Below are 19,794 nucleotides of genomic sequence, written 5' to 3'. Positions count from 1 at the left end.
CACTATCCTGCCCAATGAATTAAACATGCGTACGCGTGCCCCGCCAACGCGCCCGGCGGCATCGACCGCCGGGCATTGCACGTCAGGCATCAATCATTGCGGCCAAGCCGGCGCTTGCGCCGTGCCAGCAGCTGGAGCCGGAGCGCATTCAGGCGGATGAAGCCGGCTGCGTCCTTCTGGTCATAGACCTCGTCTTCCTCGAAAGTGACGTGGGCCTGCGAGTAGAGGGAGTGGTCGGAACTGCGGCCAACGACATTGACCGAGCCCTTGTAGAGCTTCAGCCGGACATCGCCGGTGACATATTCCTGGCTGGAATCGATGGCAGCCTGCAGCATTTCGCGCTCGGGCGAGAACCAGAAGCCCTCATAGAGCAGCTTGGCATAGCGTGGCATCAGCTCGTCCTTGAGATGGGCCGCGCCGCGATCGAGCGTGATCTGCTCGATCCCGCGGTGGGCCGCCATCAGGATGGTGCCGCCCGGGGTCTCGTAGACGCCGCGCGACTTCATGCCGACGAAGCGGTTCTCGACCAGGTCGAGTCGGCCGATGCCGTGCTTGCCGCCCAGCTCATTGAGCCGGGTCAGCAAGGTGGCCGGGCTCATCGCCTTGCCGTCAATGGCGCAGGCATCGCCGCGCTTGAAAGAGATGGTGACATATTCCGGCGCGTCGGGCGCATCTTCCGGCCGCACGGTGCGCTGATAGACCAGTTCGGAAGCTTCCTCGGCGGGATCCTCGAGCATTTTGCCTTCCGAGGAGGTGTGCCAGAGATTGGCGTCGACCGAAAATGGCGCTTCGCCGCGCTTGTCCTTGGCGACTTCAATCCCGTGCTCTTCGGCATAGGCGATCAGCTTGGTGCGCGAATTGAGATCCCACTCCCGCCACGGCGCGATCACGCGCAGATCCGGGTCAAGGGCGTAGACGCCGAGTTCGAAGCGGACCTGGTCATTGCCCTTGCCGGTGGCACCGTGAGCGACCGCGTCGGCGCCGGTTTCATGCGCAATCTCGACCAGGCGTTTGGAGATCAGCGGCCGTGCGATCGAGGTGCCGAGCAGGTAGAGGCCCTCATAGACCGCATTGGCGCGCACCATCGGGAAGACGAAATCGCGGACGAATTCCTCGCGCAGGTCGTCGATGAAGATTTCCGAGACGCCGGCAGCCTTGGCCTTGCGCCGTGCCGGTTCCAGCTCCTCACCCTGGCCGAGATCGGCGGTGAAGGTGACGACTTCGGCATCATACTCATCCTGAAGCCATTTCAGGATGACCGATGTGTCGAGCCCGCCGGAATAGGCGAGGACGATTTTCTTCACTTTGGCGGGAGTTTTCATGGCCGGGCTTTCCTTTGCACCTTTTGCAGCCCGCGTAGCGCCCCCGCCCCTTGTGTGCAAGTGCCCCGGCCCGAAAAATCGTACCCCAACAGCAAATTGCGACCATTCAGCGCTGGACAGGCGCCCTGACGACCGCAATCTAGCGGGATGGTTACACATCCCGTCTCTGCCTTTTCCGGATTTTCCGGCCGCCGAGCCCGCTTCGAGCACGACATTGCCGACAGCGCGACGGCGCGTGAACTGGCCTTGCGTCTGTTGCGGCGGGCACGGGAAGAAGGCCTCACAACAGCTGCCGGCCTGCGCCAGCACCTGGCCCGCGCCGGCATCGATCTCGACATGCCACGCCTCGCCGATGCCCGCAGCTTTCTGGAAAGCGATGCCGGGCTTGATGCCGATGCCGCCGAAGCCGCACTGACCCCGGATATCAGCCGTTTCATCCTGCAAGTCCTCGACGGCGATCTTGCGATCCACAATTTTCCCGTCTTCGAGAACCGGATCGCCAATATCTACGCCCATGCCGAGGCGGCCACGGGCGGCGACGTCGCCAGCTATATCCCTGAGCTTGCGAAACAGGACCCGGACAGTTTCGGCCTCGCCGTCTGCAGTATTGACGGCCAGCGCATGGCATTAGGGCAGGCGGATACGCCCTTCTGCCTGCAATCGGTGATGAAGCCGCTCAACTACGCCCTCGCCCTGGGTCTCAATGGCGAGCGCTATGTGCACCACCATGTCGGCCGCGAACCCTCCGGGCAGGGCTTCAATGAATTGACGCTCAATCGCGACAACCGGCCCCATAATCCGATGATCAATTCCGGCGCCATCATGTGCAGCGCCATGATCCGGCCCGGACATCCGGTAGATGAGCGGTTCGACATGCTGATGCGGTTCTGGAATTCGGCTGCCGGCGGCCCGGCCTGCAGTTTCGACGAGGCCGTTTACCGCTCGGAACAGGCCACGGCCGAACGCAATTTCGCGCTGACGCGGCTGATGGACAGCCATGGCGTCTTCCCCGAGGGCAGCCAGCCGGAACGCGCGCTCGACCTCTATTTCCGCAGCTGCGCCATTTCGCTCGATTGCCGTGCCCTGTCGGTCGCCGCCGCGACCCTGGCCAATGGCGGTGTCTGCCCGCTGACCGGTCACCGCATCGCCGAACCGGTGGTGATCCGCAATACGCTTTCACTGATGCTCACCTGCGGCATGTATGATTTTTCCGGCGAGTTTGCCTTCGTCGTCGGCCTGCCGGCGAAATCGGGCGTGTCGGGTGGCCTGATGCTGGTCGTGCCCGGCGTGTGTGGAATCGGTCTGTGGAGCCCGCCCCTCGACCGGCTGGGCAATACGGTGCGCGGGCTGGAATTCTCGCGCCGCCTGGTCGAGGCCTTCCCGTTTCACATTTTCGCGGGAACCACCGCCGGACCGGCATAGCCCGCTGGACTTTCGCCGCAGCTCTTCGCACCTTGTGCGCCACCACCAGCCTTCAGGAGTCCGCCTCATGCGACGTCATCTTGTTCTGATCACCGGCGCCTCTTCGGGCATTGGCAAGGCGCTGGCGCGCGAATTCGCCGCCAATGGCTGGGACCTCGCCCTGACGGCCCGCCGCCAGGACCGTCTCGAGGCTCTGGCCGAAGAGATCAAGGCGCAATACGGCGTCGACAGCCTCGTCATCCCCGCTGACCTGTCCAAGGCCACGGCTCCGAAGAAGATTGTCGATGCCGTAGAAGCGACCGGACGCACGATTGACGGGCTGGTCAATAATGCCGGCTTCGGCCTGCCGGGCACCTATACCCAGACCAGCTGGAAACAGCAGGCCGATTTCCTCCAGCTCATGCTGGGCAGCTATGCCGAGCTCGTGCACCGGGTGATGCCGGGCATGCAGGAGCGTGGCTATGGCCGCATCCTCAATGTCGCCTCGGTCGCCGGCCTGATGCCCGGCTCGAAGGGCCATACGCTCTATGCCGCCGTGAAGTCGGCGCTGATCAAGTTCAGCCAGTCGCTCCACTTTGAAGGCAAGGAATACGGCATCCACGCCAGCGCGCTGTGCCCGGGCTTCACCTATTCCGAATTCCACGACGTCAACGAAACGCGCGATCTGGTGTCGAAAATGCCCTCCTATTGGTGGCTGACCGCCGAGCAGGTCGCCGAAGCCGGCTATAATGCCTTGCAACGCAATCAGCCGATCTGCGTGCCCGGGCTCTGGTATAAATTCCTCACCGGGCTCAACCAGGTCCTGCCGACCCCGGTCTCGATGTGGATGATGGAACGCAGCAGCGGCAGTGTCCGCCGCGGCGAGGTGGACCCGGCAAGCCCGGCCGCCGGAGACTGATCCATGCTCGACCTTACCCTGCTGCCGATTTTTCTCGCCGGCGGTCTGGCGCTGGCGCTGACGCCGGGACCGGACATGGCCTTCACCCTCGCGACCACGGCGTCACGGGGTTTGCGCGCCGGGCTGGGCGCGGTGGGTGGAATCATCACCGGCGGTGCGATCTGGACGATAGCGGCGGCGATCGGGCTGGCGGCCCTCCTGACAGCCTCCGAACATGCGCTCTCGCTGATCCGCTATGGCGGGGCCATCTATCTGCTGTGGCTGGCCTGGCAAACGATCCGCACGCTTGACGCCGCGCCCCACGCCCAGGCATCGGCCTCGGCTTCACAGGCCTTCCTGCGCGGCCTGATGACCAATCTGCTCAATCCCAAGGTCGGGCTGTTCTTCCTCGCCTTCCTGCCGCAATTCACCAATGCCGAACTGGGCCCGGTCTGGATCCAGATGCTGATGCTCGGCGCGATATTCTTCGCGATGGGGACGATGGTCCTGGTCGCGGTCGCGCTGGCGGCCGGTGCGGCACAGGCCCGCCTCGCCCGTTCGCTGACCTTGCGGCGGGCATTGAACGGTCTCGCCGCCACGGCGTTTGGCGCGCTCGGTTTACGCTTGATCTTCAGCAGCAATACCGACTAGACCTGCGGCTTATGTTACAAGCTGATCCCCGCCTGATCGTCGCGCTCGACAAGCCGACTGTCTCCGACGCATGGGCGCTTATCGAAGCGCTCGGCGATACCGTCAATTTCTACAAGATCGGGCTGCAACTCATCCCGATCGGCGGCATGGATCTCTCCGCCCGCCTGAAACAGGCGGGCAAGCAGGTCTTCCTCGATTACAAGCTGCACGACATCCCGGCCACGGTCGAGAAAGCCACGCGCAGCCTCGCCGATACCGGGGCCGACCTGTTGACCGTTCATGCCGAGCCCGCCGTGATGCGCGCCGCCGTCGCCGGGCGCGGAGACAGCAGTCTCAAGATTCTCGGCGTCACGGTGATGACCTGTTATGACGACGCTATGCTGACCGAGATGGGCTATGCCTATGGCGCCCGAGACCTTGTCCTGCGTCGCGTGGAACAGAGCCTGGAGGCCGGGGTCGACGGTATCGTTGCCAGCGCCCATGAGGCCACGGAAATCCGTCAGCGTTTTGGCGGTGATTTCCTGATCGTCACGCCAGGTATCCGGCCCGCCGGCAGCGCGGCTGATGATCAGAAACGCGTCGCCACGCCCGGCACGGCGCTCAAGGATGGTTCGACGCATCTGGTGATTGGCCGCCCGATCAATGCTGCCGCTGACCCGGCCGCCGCGGCCCGTGCCATCATCGCCGAAATGGCCGCAGCTTCACCGCAGCCCGAACCGGCCTGACGCGCAGCGATCAGTCTGAAGGATAGGGCCAGGCCCGTCGCGGCCCCGCCTGTGGGCGCGGCGCGGCACGCTGGTCGAGAGCGCGGGTCTGCAGGACACGATGCTCCAGGCCGGCATGCCCGGTGCGGACCTGCCCGTCAGCGGCGATCAGGATCAGGCCGCGATAGCTGTAGACCGGCGTAAAGGGCCGCTCGACGCCGCCAACCAGCCCGCCACGGAAGAAATCATCGCTGAGCCGCACTGTTTCATTCGAGGCGGGTGCGATCGGGCGTGGCGGCGCGCTGGCAACCGGGCCGGACGGCGCCGGCGGCCATTGCCGCACGCTGGTCTCGGCCTGCCAGCTCGTGCCTTGCTGCGACGAGACATGGGAGCTTCCCGATGAGCCGGACACCATCACGACCGGCCGGTGCGCTGGCCGCGGCGAAATGGCGCGTCCGCCATGGCTGACCGGCCGCGCCAGTTCGGGCTGCGCCGCCTGCGGACGGGCTCGCAGAATAGGTGGCGAAACGGGTTGCGCTTCGGCCGCAGCTTCGACAGCCGGGCGTGCGACATCGGATCGCGGCGCAGTCATGCCGGCCGGGATTTCCGTAAAGCGGCACGGTGGACCGGCATAGCTGCCGTCCATCGCCTGCCGGATTTCATCCTCGGTGCAGATACGCTCCGGGCCGCCCGCCAGACGAGATTCCGTCTGCGGCTGTGCAAACGCGGCCGGTGCGGGCGCGGCGACGACGAGCATAAGGGCGAGGAAGCGTTTCATTCCGGCACAGTAACCCGGCATCGCCGCCCGCCCTAGCGAACGCACCCCGCAGGCGAACTCGCGCCGGCCATGACGGCTGACAGGGGTGGGATTGCTGCCGGTGACGGGGCTCAGAAATCGCTGATCTTGCCGTTGCGTTCCCAATCGCCAAAGCGCGTGGGTTCCGGCCCCTTCGGACCGCCCGTCTCGGCCGGAAGCTCGGTATTGGCATCAATGGCCGCACGGCGCTCAGCGGCTTCTGCCAAGGCTCGTCTGGCGGCCGGTGTCAGCACCTTGTCAGGGGTCTCGACGGTGTCGGTTTTTTCAGGCGTGTCTTCCATGCTGAAGCGATACAACTCCGGGCTGGCGGCGACAATGCCGCCGGGATCATTAGACGCAGCGCGGCCGCCGTGCTAGCTGGCGCGCATGAGTGATGGACTAGACCCCCGCCGGGCGGCTGCCCGGGCCTACACACTTGTGCTCAAACAGCGCAAGACGATTGAATCCGCCCTGGACCGGGACCCCGGTTTTGCGGCGATGAGTGATCGCGACCGCGGCTTCGCCCGCGCCATCGTCTCGACGACATTTCGCCGCCTTGGACAGACGCGGCTGGTGCTGAACAAGTTCCTTGCCCGGCCAATTGATGAGAATGCCGCGCCAATCCAGGCCATCCTGCTGACCGGCGCCGCGCAATTGCTGTGGATGGGCGTGCCGCCGCACGCCGCCGTCTCCTCGGCCGTGTCGCTGGCCGATGAGGACGACAAGTCACGCCGCCTCAAGGGCCTGGTCAATGCGGTCCTGCGCAAGGTCGACCGCGAAGGAGCCGCGATTGCCGGGGCCACCGCGCCGCAGGAAAACCTGCCGGAATGGCTGGTCCAGAGCTGGCGCAGCGCCTACGGACCGGGCCAGCTGAGCAAGATCGCCAATGCCCTGCTGGAAACCCCGCCGCTCGATCTGACGGTAAAGATCCCGTCCGAGCGCGAACACTGGGCCGCCGAGCTCGGCGCCACCATCCTGCCGAACGGCACGCTGCGCCGCGCCGGCGTCACCGATCTGACCAGCCTGCCCGGCTTCGCCGAGGGTGCCTGGTGGGCCCAGGATGCCGCCGCCTCGCTGCCGGCCCAATTGCTGCGCGTCAAACCGGGCGAGACGATTGTCGATCTCTGTGCCGCACCTGGTGGCAAGACGATGCAACTGGCCGCGATGGGTGCCAGGGTCATCGCCGTTGATACCTCAGAACAACGCATGAAGCGGGTCACGGAAAACCTGCAACGCACCGGGCTCGAGGCCGAACTGATTGTCGATGATGGCCGCACCTGGCGCCCCGACAATCGCGTCGACGCCGTCCTGCTGGATGCGCCCTGCACCGCGACCGGCACGCTGCGCCGGCATCCGGAAGGTGCCTGGATCAAGCGCCCCGAGGACGTCACCAAGCTGCAATCCCTGCAATTCGAGCTGATCAAGTCGGCGATCCGGATGATCAAGCCCGGCGGGCGCCTGATCGTGTGCACCTGTTCGCTACAGCCCCAGGAGGGCGAGGCGCTGGCCAATACGATCTCGAATTATGAGAGTCTGGCGCCGTTCGCGATTACCCGCACCGAACTCACCGACCTGGCAGAATCGGTCACCAAAGACGGATTCATGCGGGTGACTCCGGCGGTCTGGCGCAGCCATGGCGGCATGGACGGTTTCTTTATCGCCCGCTTCTCGAAACGCGCCTGATTCCGCACTGTTTCAGCAGGATCGGCGGGCGTGTCTTGCAGTCCTGCAACAGCACTGTTATCCGATCTGTCATGGGCAATCCGGTTTATATTTCACCATCCATCCTGTCGGCGGATTTCGCCCGGCTCGGCGAGGAAGTGCGCGCGATCGACGCCGCGGGTGCCGACTGGATTCATATCGACGTCATGGACGGGCATTTCGTGCCCAATCTGACGATTGGCCCTGGTGTCATCAAGGCGTTGCGTCCGCATACACAAAAGCCCTTTGATGTGCATCTCATGATCACGCCGGTGGACCCCTATCTCGACGCCTTCATTGAGGCCGGTGCCAATATCATCACCGCCCATCCCGAGGCCGGTCCGCATTTCCATCGCACCGTCCAGGCGATCAAGACGCGCGGCGCCAAGGCCGGCGCGGCGCTGAACCCGTCCTCCTCGCCGGAGATGATCGATTATGTCCTTGAGGAGCTCGACCTGGTTCTGGTGATGAGCGTCAATCCCGGCTTTGGCGGTCAGAGCTTTATCCAGGACCAGCTGCGCAAGATCGAAGCCCTGCGCTCCATGATCGACCGGCGCGGCCTGCCGACCCTGATCGAGGTCGATGGCGGCGTCACCCCGGCCAATGCCCAGGCCTGTATTGATGCCGGTGCCGACGCACTGGTCGCGGGCTCGGCCGTCTTCAAGGGCGGCCCCGACATGTATCGGCAGAATATCAGCGCGTTGCGCGGGTAGAGACATGGCTGGCGCGATCCGTCTGTCCGACTATCCGATTGCCGCTCTGCAGGCGCTGAGACGCGAAGCCTCCTCGACGGTGAATGCGATCGGCCTCCTGCGTTCCATGCGGGCGCTGGGCTCGATCCCCGACAGCCTCATCACCGTTCCGGCCGATTTCTACAGCGGCGATGCCAAGCGCGGCGCGGCCATGCTCGAAGGCCGGTTCCAGCTCGCGGGTGACCAGCTGGATGCGCGGCCGGGCGAAGCCGGGATCTGGTCGCGCTCGACCCCATCGCGGGCCTTTGCCCGCAGCCTGCACGGTTTTGGCTGGTTGCGCGATTGCGCCGCGGCCGACGACTCCGGCCAGGGAACGTTGCAGCTGGTCGATTCCTGGGTCCAGGATTTTGGCCGCTGGAACAGTTTCTCCTGGTCCCACGACGTCCTGTCCTCGCGCCTGATGAACTGGCTGCGCGCCGGCGAACTGCTGTTCACTCCGCCGGAGGCAGACGATGCCGGCGCCGGCAAGCGCCATGCGGCCCGCATGCGCTGCCTGGTGCGTCAGACCCGCTATCTGCAACGCGCGCTGCCACTGGCACCGGACGGCACGATCCGGCTGCGCTGTGCCGCGGCGCTGACCCTGGCGGGGCTTTGCCTGCCGGACCAGAATGCATTGCTCAAGGCCGCGACCCTTGCCTATGGCCAGGAAATCGACCGCCAGATTCTCCCCGATGGCGGACACTTGTCACGCGCCCCGCGGGCCGTCGCCGAAGCGCTGATCGACCTGGTCACGGTGCGCGATGTCGCAGCCGGGCTCGAGGTTGAACTGCCGGCCTCGCTGCTGCGTGCCTGCGACCGCCTCGCGCCCATGGCCCGCTTCTTCCAGATGGTCGATGGCGGTCTGGCGAGTTTCCATGGCGGCGGCGAAGGGGACCGTGCCGCACTCGCTGCAGTGCTGGAACGCGGCGATATCAAATCACGCTCGTTCGGTTTTGCCCCGCATTCAGGCTATCAGCGCGCCCATGCTGGCGGCGCCACCGTCCTGCTCGATGTCGGCGAGCCGCCGCGGGGCGCGCTCAGCGTCGAGGCGCACGCCTCGGCCCTGGCTTTTGAACTCTGCACCGCCAGCGGTCGGCTGGTGGTCAATTGCGGCTGGGCCGACGACCAGCCAGCCAATTGGCGCGAGGCCGTCCGCGCCACCGCCGCCCATTCGACGCTGACACTGGAAGAGACCTCCTCGGCGCGCCTGCTCTCGCCCGGCTGGCAGCGCGAGCTGCTCGGCCCGCGGCTGGCGACCTCGCCAGGCCCGGTCACCGCACGGCGCAATGAAGAGGAAATGGGTGTCTGGCTGGAAGGCGGACATGAAGGCTATCGCGAGGATTACGGTCTCTCGCATCGCCGGCGGGTTTTCCTGGCGGCCGATGGCGGCGATGTCCGCGGTGAGGACGCACTGTTCCGTCCGATCGAGGACGGCGCGCCCGACGATATCAATGTGCGCTGGCGCTTTGCGATCCGCTTCCATCTCCACCCCAGCGTCCGCGCCTCCCTGGCCCGCGATTCCATGAGCGTCCTGCTGGTTCAGCCCTCCGGGGCCGGCTGGCGTTTCCGCTGCGATGGCGAGCCGATCCGGCTGGAACGCTCGGTCTATCTCGCCGCCGGCGCCCCGCCCCAGCGGGCGACCCAGATTGTCGTGCAAGGTGAGGCTGAACCGTTCGGCGCGGGCGACCGGCCACCAAATCGTGTACGCTGGGCGTTTCAGCGCCTCGGCCGCATCGGTGGCGCTGCGGGGGAAAGCGCATGAGCACACCACGACCTGACGCACGCGCATCGGCCGCCGCAGGCAACAGGATGACCATGATCTGGGTCGGCCTGTTTGACCTCTGTGCCGGCGCGGCCTCGATGTGGGCGGCGATTCATCTGCGCTATGTCTTCGAGGGCACGCCGCCACCCGATTCGATCATGCTGCAGTCGGTGGCCGTATTTGCGCTCACCTGTGCGGTGATCTTCCCGATCTATGGCCTGCATCGGGGTCTCTGGCGCTTCACGGCGCTCAATGATGCGGCCCGGATTCTGATGGCGATTTTCGTCGCCAACCTGGTCTTTCTGCCAATTCTGTTCCTGATCAACCGGCTGGACGGCTTCCCGCGTACCAGCCAGCTGATCGAGATCCCGATCCTGATCGGCCTGATGCTGGGGTCGCGCCTGATTGTCGCATCCTGGCGTTCACGCGGCCTGCAGTCTGTGTTGCAGTTTGAGGACCGCAGCAAACCGGCGGCGATCCTTGTTGGCTCCGGAGAAGACCTCGATCTCGCCCTGCGTGACCTGTCCCGCCGCAACGGCTCGGCCCCCTTCCGCCCGAAAGCCCTGATCGAGCCCAGCGCAACGCTCGCCGGCCGCGCGATTCACGGCGTACCGGTGCTGGGCGGTCTCGCCGCCCTGCCGGCGGCACTGAAGCGGCTTTCTCAGGCGGAAAAACTGCCGGTACGTCTCGTGCTCGCCGGCACCAGCACCGATGTCGAACTGGTCAATGCGCTGGTGCGGATCGCCGCGCGCTCGGGCGCCAAGCTTTCACGGGCACGGCCCGCCGAGGGACCCGGAGCGTTTTCGCCGGTTGAAGCCGCGGATTTGCTGAACCGGCCCCCGCGGGCACCGGATCTGGAACCGGCGCGCCCCCTGATCGAGGGCAAGCGGGTTCTGGTGACCGGCGCCGGGGGCACGATCGGGTCCGAACTGGCGCGTCTGGCAGCGAGGCTGGGACCGGAAAAGCTGATCCTGCTCGATTCCTCGGAAGCCAATCTCTACGAGATCGACCTGGAATTCGCAGCCCGCTCACCGAAAGTGCCCTGGACCGCCGTGCTCGGGGATATCCGGGACGCGGCACGGCTGGAACGGGTGTTTGCGGACGAGCGGCCGGACGTGGTCCTGCACGCGGCCGCTCTCAAACATGTTCCGATGAGCGAGCGCAATCCGAGCGAGGCGGTGCGCACCAATGTGCTGGGCACCATGCAGACCATCCAGGCCGCCGTGCGCAACGGGGCCCAGATCGTGGCGCTGATCTCGACGGACAAGGCGGTCGAGCCGACCAATATCATGGGGGCCACCAAGCGCGCGGCGGAACTGTTCGCGCAATCGGCCGCGATGTCGGCCAGCGCCACACGGGTCTGCGTCGTGCGGTTCGGCAATGTGCTCGGTTCGACCGGCTCGGTTGTGCCGCTGTTCGAGCGCCAGATCGAGCTGGGCCGCGCCATCACCGTGACCGACCCGGAAGCCACCCGTTATTTCATGACCGTCGAGGAGGCCTCCGGCCTGGTGTTGTCAGCCGCGGCCCAGACGGCCGCCGATCCGTCGCTCAATGGCGCACTTTATGTGTTCGACATGGGCGAGCCGGTTTCGATCCTGCGCCTGGCGCGGCAATTGCTGCGACTGCGCGGCCGTGATCCTGACGCCCCCGGCACGCTGTCCGTCGTTGGCCTCCGGCCCGGCGAGAAGCGGCATGAGAGCCTCGTCTATCCGTTTGAGCACACCCACGACACCAGCATACCCGGCGTCTGGCTGGTCGATGGTCCCAGCAGCGATCCCGAGGCCGTCGAAGCCCGGCTGGCGACCCTGCTGGCCGCGGCCGAAAGCCAGGATGTTGAAGCGGTGAAACTTGCCCTGAAACAGGTGTGCGGCCTGAGCCCGGCCGCGCCGATCTGATTGACTTGTCGCGTCGTCGTGCTACCTCCCGCTCGACCCTGCCTGTCCTGAATGAATGGAGCCCCGCCCATGCCCGATCTGGATCTTGTTCCGCTTCGCCGCGCCCTGATATCCGTTTCGGACAAGGACGGCCTGATTGAACGGGCGCAACGCCTGGCCGCTGCAAAGGTCGAGATCCTCTCGACGGGCGGCACGCTGAAGGCGCTGCAGGCCGCCGGCATTCCCGCCCTGGACGTCGCCGAAGTAACGGCGTTTCCCGAAATGATGGACGGACGCCTCAAGACCCTGCATCCGCGTGTGCATGGCGGACTGCTGGGCCGCCGTGACAATGAGCAGGACGCGACGGACATGGCGCAGCACGGCATCCCTGCCATCGACCTGCTCTACGTCAATCTCTATCCGTTCGAGGATACGGTCGCCAAGGGCGCCGAATACGACACCTGCGTCGAGAATATCGACATTGGCGGGCCGGCAATGATCCGCGCGGCGGCGAAGAATCATGCCTGGGTTGCCGTCTGTGTTGATGGCGACGACCTGGATGCGGTGCTCGACGCCATGGACAATAATTCCGGATCGACGCCGCTGGAACTGCGCAAGCGTCTGGCCGCCAAATCCTATGGCCGGACTGCGGCCTATGACGCGGCGATTTCCAACTGGTTCACCGATACGCTCGACATTCCCACGCCGGCCTACCGGGCCTTTGGCGGCAATCTGCTGCAGGCGCTGCGCTATGGTGAAAACCCGCACCAGGCCGCAGCCTTCTACCGCACCTCGGAAAACCGCCCCGGCATCGCCACCGCGCGCCAGGTGCAGGGGAAGGCGTTGAGCTTCAACAATCTCGCCGATGCCGATGCGGCCTTCGAACTCGCATCCGAGTTTGACCCCGCAAGCACCGCCGCGGTCGTGATCGTGAAACACGCCAATCCCTGCGGTGTCGCGCTGCATGCTGAACTGGCCACCGCCTATGAGAATGCGCTGTCAGCCGATCCGGTCTCGGCCTTCGGCGGCATCGTCGCCATGAATCGCAAGCTCGACGCCGTCACGGCGAATGAGGTGGTGCGGATCTTCACCGAGGTGGTGATCGCGCCCGATGCCGACGAGGATGCGCTGGCGATCCTGTCGGCCAAGCCGAATGTCCGCGTGCTGCTGACCGGCGCCCTGCCAGACCCGGATCAGACCGGATGGCTGGTCAAGACCGTGGCTGGCGGCCTGCTGGTGCAGGAACGCGACACCGGACGCATCCTGCCCTCCGAGCTGAAGACCGTAACCAAGCGCGCACCGACCGAGCAGGAGCTCACCGATCTCCTGTTTGCCTGGAAGGTCGTCAAACACGTGAAGTCCAATGCCATCGTCTATGTCCGCGATGGCGCCACCGCCGGGATCGGCATGGGCCAGACCAGCCGGCTCGAGGCCGCCCGCCTCGCCCTGAGCAAGGCCGAGGCGACCGCTGTCGAGAATGAGTGGGACCAGCCGCATACGCACGGCTCGGTCTGCGCCTCCGACGCCTTCTTCCCGTTCGCGGACGGACTGAAGGCGGCAATCGAGGCCGGTGCGACCGCAATCATCCAGCCGGGCGGCTCGATCCGTGACGACGAAGTGATCGCCGCCGCCGATGAAGCCGGCCTCGCCATGGTCTTCACCGGGATGCGCCATTTCCGGCACTAGGACTGCGGGCGGCGCAATGTGAATCAACTAAACATTGACCAATCCGTCTGTGACGGCACATTGCACGCATGATGTACAAATTTCTGATACGGGCGGTCCCTGCCGCCCTTGCGATCGCCGCGACCGGTCTGGGCGCCTCGGCCAGCTCCAATGTGACGGGCTTCGGCGTGCCACAACGCTCGCTCGAGCAACATGCCGAGCTGATTCGTCCCTTCACCGAGATCCGGATTCCGCAGAGCGCTACCGGTCCTGTGCCGACGGTGCTGATGTTTCATGGGTGCGGCGGACTGCGCGAAGTGCAGGAGGACTACGCCCGCTCAGCCCTGGACGCCGGATATGGTGTGGTGATCATTGGCTCGAACGCGGCGCGCGGCATTGATCGCTTCGCCGCCATGAGCCAGGTCTGTACGGGCCTGCGCCTGTGGGGCCGCGAGCGGTCGGCCGACGTGTTCGCCGGCCTGAGCCTGGCGCGAGAAGATGCGCGGATCGATGCCTCGCGCCTCGCCCTGATCGGCTGGAGCCATGGCGGCTGGACGGTTCTGGAAGCCCTGGATGATGCCGGGCGCCGGGCCGTGCCGGAGGCACTGGACATGGACGAGGCCGCAGCGCCGGACCTGGCCGGGGTCCGCACCGCGATGACGCTCTATCCCTATTGTGGCTTTCCGATGCGTAGCGACGGGCGCGAATATGCCCGGGACATCCCGCTGCACGCCATTCTGGCCGAAAGCGACATGATCGCCCCGCCCGCCGATTGCGAGCGTCTGTTCGAGCGTTCCGAAGCAGCCGGTCATCCGGTTGATTTCGAGATTCTCGCCGGCCAGACCCATGCCTTCGACGAACCCAATCCGCCGCCTGACCCGCGCATCCATTACGATGCCGCCGCGGCGGAACAGGCGCGCAGCCGCTGGATCGAGATTCTCGACAGCGAACTGGCGCCCTGATCCGCTTCAGGCCGGTGGAGGCCGGGCCGGTGGCGAGCTAGGGCTGCGCCACCGATGCCATTTCGCCGAGCTGTGTGGACGCGATGGACAGTTTCGACAGCGTCCAGGCACCGGATTCGTCAAGCTGGCGCTGAACCAGATCGACGCGATCGGCCTCATCCCCATTGACGGTATTCCAGGCCTCGACCAACGAGTCCGCCCAGTCGCGTGACGGCGATTCAACACCGCTTGCCAGCGAACCGCCCGCCTGGGCGGCAAAGCGCATCGCCGATGAGGCGAGGGCCTGCTGGCTGGCATAGAGATCTTCCATCAGGCGGCGCACCGCCAGACGGTCCCAGTGCAGCTCGGAGGACACTTCCTGACCAAGACCGCGCAAACGGTCAAAGCGGAAACGGGCCCCGATGGCGTGGTAGATATAGGCGGTCGATGCGAGCGGCCAGTCGCTGGCCACGGCCATGTCGATGACATCGGTCGACGAGGTCAGAGGACGCAGTTCGGCGATCGCCTTGGCGAGGTCCGGCGGGGCGCCGGCAGCCACGAATTTCTGCTTGCGGGAGCGGACACCCTTGCGCTCGTGATCGGAAATGATCTCGTGCGCCATGCCCCGCAATTCCTGCACGCCGGACTGATAGCTCTCGATGACCGTGCCGATCGCCTCCAGCGAGGACGCTGCGCGGCCGCGATTGCGCCGGACCAGCCAATAGGCCTGGCGGCGCAGGAGACGGATGATCTCGCTGTGCAGATCGATCTGCACCGATGCCGGCGCCTTGTTGTCGAGCTGGTTGATCTCGGACGACAATTCGCTGAAGCGGAAAATCTCGCGGCCAACCTCGAAGGCGTGGGCGATCGCCGGCACGGCTGCCGCCGTTGAATCGATGGCCCGGTGGATGAAGGTCGGTCCACCCAGATTGATCATTTCATTGGCCAGGACCGTGGAGATGATCTCCCGTTTCAGCCGGTGACCCTCCATGGCCTCCGTATAGCTGTGAAGCCCGTTCGGGAAATAATTCACCAGCATGGAGTGGAAATGAGGATCGTCAGGCACGTCCGACGCCACGAGCTGATCGAACAGGGTGATCTTGGCATAGGAAATCAGCACGGCCAGTTCCGGACGTGTGAGGCCGAGACCGCGCTCCTTCAGGCTGCGCATCCCTTCGAGATTCGGCAGGCCCTCAACCTCGCGATTGAGCTGACCGGCACTTTCCAGCCGGGCCATGAAGCGCTCATGGGCGTCCAGATCGGCAACCGCCGTATGCTCGGCCATGGAAAGCGCGAGCGTCTGATCGTAATTGTGCTGCAGGACGTGATGGGCGACATCGTCGGTCATCGACTCCAGCAAGACATCGCGGTCGGCGAGGGTCATGGCGCCACTGCGCACCATTGGCCGCACCAGGATCTTGATATTGACCTCATGGTCGGAACTGTCGACGCCGGCGGAATTGTCGACGAAGTCGGCATTCGAGCGGCCGCCATTGCGGCTGTATTCGATCCGCGCCGCCTGGGTAATGCCCAGATTGGCGCCCTCGCCGATGACCTTGACCCGCAATTCCGAGGCATTGATCCGCAGGCCGTCATTCGCCTTGTCGCCAACTTCGCTGTGCTGCTGGTGGCTGGCTTTGACATAGGTGCCGATCCCGCCAAACCAGAGCAGTTCGGCATCGGCCTTGAGCAGGGCGTTCATGAGTTCGAGCGGGCTGGCGCTCGGCGCGGTCAGGCCGGTCAGGGCCCGGATCTCGTCAGACAGTGGCAGCGATTTCTCGCCACGGGAGAAGACCCCGCCACCCTTGGAGATCAGCGATTTGTCGTAGTCCTGCCAGGAGCTGCGCGGCAGATCGAACAGGCGTTTGCGTTCCTGCCACAGCCGCTCGCAATCGCCCGGATCGGGATCGATGAATATGTCCCGGTGGTCGAAGGCGGCGAGCAGGCGGATCTGCTTGGACAGCAGCATGCCATTGCCGAACACATCGCCGGACATGTCGCCGACACCGATCACGGTGAAGGGTTCGGTCTGGATGTCCTTGTTGAGTTCGCGGAAATGGCGTTTCACCGATTCCCAGGCGCCGCGGGCGGTGATGCCCATCTTCTTGTGGTCATAGCCGGCCGAGCCGCCTGAGGCGAAGGCATCGCCGAGCCAGAAATCGAACTCGTCGGTCGCCAGGCCGTTGGCCGTGTCGGAGAAGGTTGCCGTGCCCTTGTCGGCGGCGACAACCAGATAGGGATCATCATCATCCCAGCAGACCGTATCGGCAGGATGGGCCACGACATCGTCGACGATATTGTCGGTGATATCGAGCAGGCCACGGATGAAGGTCTTGTAGGCCTCGCGCCCGGCTTCAAAAACCTCGTCGCGCGAACCATTGCGCGGCAGGGTCTTGGGATAGAAACCACCCTTCGAGCCAACGGGCACGATGACCGCATTCTTGACCTGCTGTGCCTTGACCAGACCCAGCACTTCCGTGCGGAAATCATCGCGCCGGTCCGACCAGCGCAGGCCGCCACGGGCGACCGGGCCAAAGCGAAGGTGAACACCTTCAACATCCGGCGACCAGACGAAGATTTCCCGGTAGGGCTTGGGCAGCGGCAGGTCGGCCAGTGAGGCACTGTCGATCTTGATTGAGATCCGCGGCTTCACATTACCGTCGGCATCGCGTTGATAGAAATTGGTGCGCAGGGTCGCCTGCAACAGCTCGTACATGCGGCGCAGGGCGCGGTCATGATCAAGGCTGCGCACGGCATCAAGCTGCGTCACGATCTGTTTGCCGACGGCAGCGGCCGCCTCGACGCGGGCCTTCTGGCCCCCGTCGAAAGCCGGATCAAACTTGACCCGGGCCAGTTCGAGCAGACCACGCGCGATATCGGGGTAGGCGGCCAGCGCCTCTTCCTGGATCGCCTGCGACGGATCGAGCCCGGTCTGCTGGCGATAACGGGCGCAGGTGCGCAGGAAGGCAGCCTCACGCCAGGTCACGCCGATCTCGACGATCAGACGGTTGAAGCCATCATCCTCGGCCCGGCCATCGGCCATGGCGAGCAGGGCGTCCTCGAGTTTCGGCCCGAGCTCTTCCAGCGACTGGTGCTTGAGCGCGTCGGAGCGGATCTCGAAATCATGGACATAGGCGCGATCGACCAGTTCGCCATTGCGGCCACGGCGATCGACCGGGAAGCCGGTTTCCTGGACGACATAGACGCCGAGATTTTCCAGCACCGGCATGACGCGCGACAGCGCGACGGGCTTGCCGACCCGATAGATCTTCAGACGCAATTCGGTCTGCTGGTCATCGGCCTCGCGATAGGTGCGCACAGCGACCTGGTTGGGCGAGTCGAGCGATTCCAGCTTCAGCACATCGGCCAGGGCCTCATGGGAATCATAGAGTTCGCGATAGCCGGCCTTGAAAGCATCCTGGTAGGCGGGCATGCGCAAGCGGATGGCTTCGGACGCCGTACGGCGAACATGGGATTCCAGATCGTCTTCCCAGGTGCGCGACAACCGTGTCACGCGCCGTTCGAGCTCGTCGATATCCGGCTCGGGGTGATCGAACGGGTTGAGGCCGATGATGAAGTGGACCCGCGCCAGCGAACTGTCGCCGAATTGCGGATAGAAGGCCGAGAGCCGGCCGCCGAAGGCATCACGGATCAGCTCGCCCGCCTGCTCACGGACCTGCGAGTTATAGCGGTCACGCGGCACGAACAGCAGCGCCGACACAAAGCGGTCGAACTGGTCACGGCGAATGAAGAGCTTGGTCCGCGGGCGATCGTGCAGGTGCAGGATGCCGAGGCAGATTTCCAGCAGGTCATTCTCGTCGGTCTGGAACAGCTCGTCGCGCGGGAAATTCTCGACCGTATTGCGCAGTTTCTTGGCGTTGTGGGTGCCGGGCGCCTTGCCGGCACGCTCAAGCACGCGGCGGACCTTGCGGCGGATCAGCGGCACCAGCGAGGCGCTCTGGTCATAGGCTTCGGCGGTGAACAGGCCGACAAAGCGCGACTCGCCGATCACGGCACCGTCTTCGCGGTACCGTTTGACGCCGATGTAATCCATGTAGACGCGGCGATGGACGCGCGACTTCATATTGCCCTTGGCAACGATGATCGGCGTCGGTTCACGCAGAAAGGTCTCGATCGCCGGCGTCAGCACGGCGGGCTCGGAGCCCTTGCGCAGGACATGGCGCTCGGGATCGCGCAGCACACCGCGCCCGGAATCGGCCCGGACACGCGGATGGCGGTCCGCCATGGACCCGTCTTCACTGACGTCGAAATCATAGATCCGGCAGCCAAGGAAGGCGAAATGATCGTCGCGCAACCAGCGCAGGAATTCGAGCGATTCAGCGATCTCTTCCGGGGATGCCAGGGTGGTGGCCTGTTGCAGGTGCGCGATGGACTCGTCCATCTGGGCCCGCATGTCCGACCAGTCCTCGACAGCGACACGGACATCATCGAGCGTGGCGGTCACGCCTTCGATCAGCGTGCGCCGGGACAATTCATCCAAGGGTGGCAGATGCACCTGGATCATGGATTCGGCGACACAGCGGCCACCCTCGGCAATACGTTCGCCATCAGGCGCACGCCGCACCTGCATGATCGGGTGGAACATGGCGACAACGTCATGGCCCTGGGCGCCGATTTCGCCCATCACCGAATCGACGATGAAGGGCCGGTCGTTTCCGATGATTTCAAGAATATCGCGGCCGAGATCGACGCCGTCAGAGCGGGTCGCAGTTCGCATCCGGACGAGGATATCATCACCGGCGCGCTTGTTGCCGAAGGCCCAGAATTCGACACTGAGGGCTGCCAGGTCGTCGGCGGAGACACGCTCCAGGTCTTCCGACAGGGCGTCGTCATAGATTTGCGCGAAGAAAGCGTTGCCGATTTCGCCGCACTCCCCTCCGCATTGTTCCTGCCAGCGCTGACGCGCCGCTTCCATGAATTCCGCACGCGTATAGGCATGCGCGATTCCGACGACCGCCCCCATGATACGGCGCTCCTCAGCTCAAGTTGACCGGAGGTTGAGCCTAGCCTTGTTTGCGGGCGGTGCAACCCGGCTACGCCGTTGAAAACGCAATATCGCTATTCCGTTTGGGATGGCTTGAAAAATGCGGCACCGCCGGGAAGGGACAGGGGACCCGGCGGTGCCTGACAGACCTCATTCGGCAGGCTGGGGGGACGCACGTTAGAGGCCTGTTCAATCACTGGCTTGGTTGGGGGAAACCTTGCCAGGATACTTTGCGGACGGGGCGTGAATGCCTCCGTCGACACACATATGGGGAGGGGTGGTCGCCAATCCAACCCCCCGCCTTCACAGCTTCGTGACCGGGGCGGAAAACCCGCGCCGCGAG

At 65.1% G+C, this 19,794-nt stretch carries 14 protein-coding genes; 10 read left to right on the top strand and 4 right to left on the bottom strand.

Translation table 11 applies throughout. The features are described from left to right. Window positions 1–89: 89 nt before the first annotated feature. Window positions 90–1,322, bottom strand: coding sequence for an argininosuccinate synthase (locus ACN0YF_RS12195; protein ID WP_417481196.1), 1,233 nt, complete (start codon window positions 1,320–1,322; stop codon window positions 90–92). A gap of 147 nt (window positions 1,323–1,469) precedes the next feature. On the opposite strand from ACN0YF_RS12195, the gene glsA reads away from it, so the two are divergent. The 4 genes from glsA (at window position 1,470) to pyrF (ending at window position 4,997) form a co-directional block, all read left to right on the top strand. Beyond that, on the top strand, window positions 1,470–2,744 hold the full coding sequence (gene glsA, locus ACN0YF_RS12190; RefSeq protein ID WP_417494588.1) for a glutaminase A: 1,275 nt from the start codon (window positions 1,470–1,472) through the stop codon (window positions 2,742–2,744). 67 nt (window positions 2,745–2,811) lie between these two features. Then, window positions 2,812–3,642: an SDR family NAD(P)-dependent oxidoreductase gene (locus tag ACN0YF_RS12185; RefSeq protein ID WP_417494587.1), complete on the top strand. Its 831-nt coding sequence runs from the start codon at window positions 2,812–2,814 to the stop codon at window positions 3,640–3,642. Between the two features lie 3 nt (window positions 3,643–3,645). Continuing rightward, window positions 3,646–4,272, top strand: a complete 627-nt coding sequence (locus ACN0YF_RS12180; RefSeq protein WP_417494586.1) for a LysE family translocator — start codon at window positions 3,646–3,648, stop codon at window positions 4,270–4,272. Window positions 4,273–4,283: 11 nt separating this feature from the next. After that, window positions 4,284–4,997: an orotidine-5'-phosphate decarboxylase gene (gene pyrF / locus ACN0YF_RS12175; RefSeq protein ID WP_417494585.1), complete on the top strand. Its 714-nt coding sequence runs from the start codon at window positions 4,284–4,286 to the stop codon at window positions 4,995–4,997. Window positions 4,998–5,007: 10 nt separating this feature from the next. Here the strand turns inward: pyrF and ACN0YF_RS12170 are convergent, their stop codons facing one another. Together ACN0YF_RS12170 and ACN0YF_RS12165 are read right to left on the bottom strand one after the other, a co-directional pair. Further along, window positions 5,008–5,754 (bottom strand): hypothetical protein, encoded by a 747-nt coding sequence (locus ACN0YF_RS12170; protein WP_417494584.1) that lies wholly within the window; start codon window positions 5,752–5,754, stop codon window positions 5,008–5,010. Between the two features lie 110 nt (window positions 5,755–5,864). After that, window positions 5,865–6,074: a DUF1674 domain-containing protein gene (locus ACN0YF_RS12165; protein WP_417494599.1), complete on the bottom strand. Its 210-nt coding sequence runs from the start codon at window positions 6,072–6,074 to the stop codon at window positions 5,865–5,867. An 85-nt stretch (window positions 6,075–6,159) separates the two neighbouring features. On the opposite strand from ACN0YF_RS12165, the gene ACN0YF_RS12160 reads away from it, so the two are divergent. The 6 genes from ACN0YF_RS12160 (at window position 6,160) to ACN0YF_RS12135 (ending at window position 14,467) form a co-directional block, all read left to right on the top strand. Continuing rightward, window positions 6,160–7,455, top strand: a complete 1,296-nt coding sequence (locus ACN0YF_RS12160) for an RsmB/NOP family class I SAM-dependent RNA methyltransferase (protein WP_417494583.1) — start codon at window positions 6,160–6,162, stop codon at window positions 7,453–7,455. Between the two features lie 71 nt (window positions 7,456–7,526). Then, on the top strand, window positions 7,527–8,186 hold the full coding sequence (gene rpe, locus ACN0YF_RS12155; RefSeq protein ID WP_417494582.1) for a ribulose-phosphate 3-epimerase: 660 nt from the start codon (window positions 7,527–7,529) through the stop codon (window positions 8,184–8,186). A gap of 4 nt (window positions 8,187–8,190) precedes the next feature. Further along, window positions 8,191–9,966, top strand: coding sequence for a heparinase II/III family protein (locus ACN0YF_RS12150; protein WP_417494581.1), 1,776 nt, complete (start codon window positions 8,191–8,193; stop codon window positions 9,964–9,966). Between the two features lie 47 nt (window positions 9,967–10,013). Continuing rightward, window positions 10,014–11,861, top strand: a complete 1,848-nt coding sequence (locus ACN0YF_RS12145; protein ID WP_417481206.1) for an SDR family NAD(P)-dependent oxidoreductase — start codon at window positions 10,014–10,016, stop codon at window positions 11,859–11,861. Between the two features lie 51 nt (window positions 11,862–11,912). Next, window positions 11,913–13,526, top strand: coding sequence for a bifunctional phosphoribosylaminoimidazolecarboxamide formyltransferase/IMP cyclohydrolase (purH, locus tag ACN0YF_RS12140; protein WP_417494580.1), 1,614 nt, complete (start codon window positions 11,913–11,915; stop codon window positions 13,524–13,526). 68 nt (window positions 13,527–13,594) lie between these two features. Then, window positions 13,595–14,467: a dienelactone hydrolase family protein gene (locus ACN0YF_RS12135; RefSeq protein WP_417494579.1), complete on the top strand. Its 873-nt coding sequence runs from the start codon at window positions 13,595–13,597 to the stop codon at window positions 14,465–14,467. Window positions 14,468–14,504: 37 nt separating this feature from the next. On the opposite strand, the gene ACN0YF_RS12130 is transcribed toward ACN0YF_RS12135, so the two are convergent. After that, window positions 14,505–19,430, bottom strand: coding sequence for an NAD-glutamate dehydrogenase (locus ACN0YF_RS12130; RefSeq protein WP_417494578.1), 4,926 nt, complete (start codon window positions 19,428–19,430; stop codon window positions 14,505–14,507). Between the last annotated feature and the right edge of the window lie 364 nt (window positions 19,431–19,794).

It is taken from the genome of Maricaulis sp., assembly GCF_048270265.1.
GTDB lineage: Bacteria > Pseudomonadota > Alphaproteobacteria > Caulobacterales > Maricaulaceae > Maricaulis.
The sequence above is the reverse complement of the archived record's forward strand: the minus strand, read 5'-3'. Positions and strand labels throughout refer to the sequence as shown.

Excerpts from the sequence above, each read along its gene's own strand:
- ACN0YF_RS12195 (WP_417481196.1), bottom strand. The coding sequence starts at position 1,322 with ATGAAAACTCCCGCCAAAGTGAAGAAAATCGTCCTCGCCTATTCCGGC.
- glsA (WP_417494588.1), top strand. The coding sequence starts at position 1,470 with ATGGTTACACATCCCGTCTCTGCCTTTTCCGGATTTTCCGGCCGCCGA.
- ACN0YF_RS12185 (WP_417494587.1), top strand. The coding sequence starts at position 2,812 with ATGCGACGTCATCTTGTTCTGATCACCGGCGCCTCTTCGGGCATTGGC.
- ACN0YF_RS12180 (WP_417494586.1), top strand. The coding sequence starts at position 3,646 with ATGCTCGACCTTACCCTGCTGCCGATTTTTCTCGCCGGCGGTCTGGCG.
- pyrF (WP_417494585.1), top strand. The coding sequence starts at position 4,284 with ATGTTACAAGCTGATCCCCGCCTGATCGTCGCGCTCGACAAGCCGACT.
- ACN0YF_RS12170 (WP_417494584.1), bottom strand. The coding sequence starts at position 5,754 with ATGAAACGCTTCCTCGCCCTTATGCTCGTCGTCGCCGCGCCCGCACCG.
- ACN0YF_RS12165 (WP_417494599.1), bottom strand. The coding sequence starts at position 6,074 with ATGGAAGACACGCCTGAAAAAACCGACACCGTCGAGACCCCTGACAAG.
- ACN0YF_RS12160 (WP_417494583.1), top strand. The coding sequence starts at position 6,160 with ATGAGTGATGGACTAGACCCCCGCCGGGCGGCTGCCCGGGCCTACACA.
- rpe (WP_417494582.1), top strand. The coding sequence starts at position 7,527 with ATGGGCAATCCGGTTTATATTTCACCATCCATCCTGTCGGCGGATTTC.
- ACN0YF_RS12150 (WP_417494581.1), top strand. The coding sequence starts at position 8,191 with ATGGCTGGCGCGATCCGTCTGTCCGACTATCCGATTGCCGCTCTGCAG.
- ACN0YF_RS12145 (WP_417481206.1), top strand. The coding sequence starts at position 10,014 with ATGACCATGATCTGGGTCGGCCTGTTTGACCTCTGTGCCGGCGCGGCC.
- purH (WP_417494580.1), top strand. The coding sequence starts at position 11,913 with ATGAATGGAGCCCCGCCCATGCCCGATCTGGATCTTGTTCCGCTTCGC.
- ACN0YF_RS12135 (WP_417494579.1), top strand. The coding sequence starts at position 13,595 with ATGATGTACAAATTTCTGATACGGGCGGTCCCTGCCGCCCTTGCGATC.
- ACN0YF_RS12130 (WP_417494578.1), bottom strand. The coding sequence starts at position 19,430 with ATGGGGGCGGTCGTCGGAATCGCGCATGCCTATACGCGTGCGGAATTC.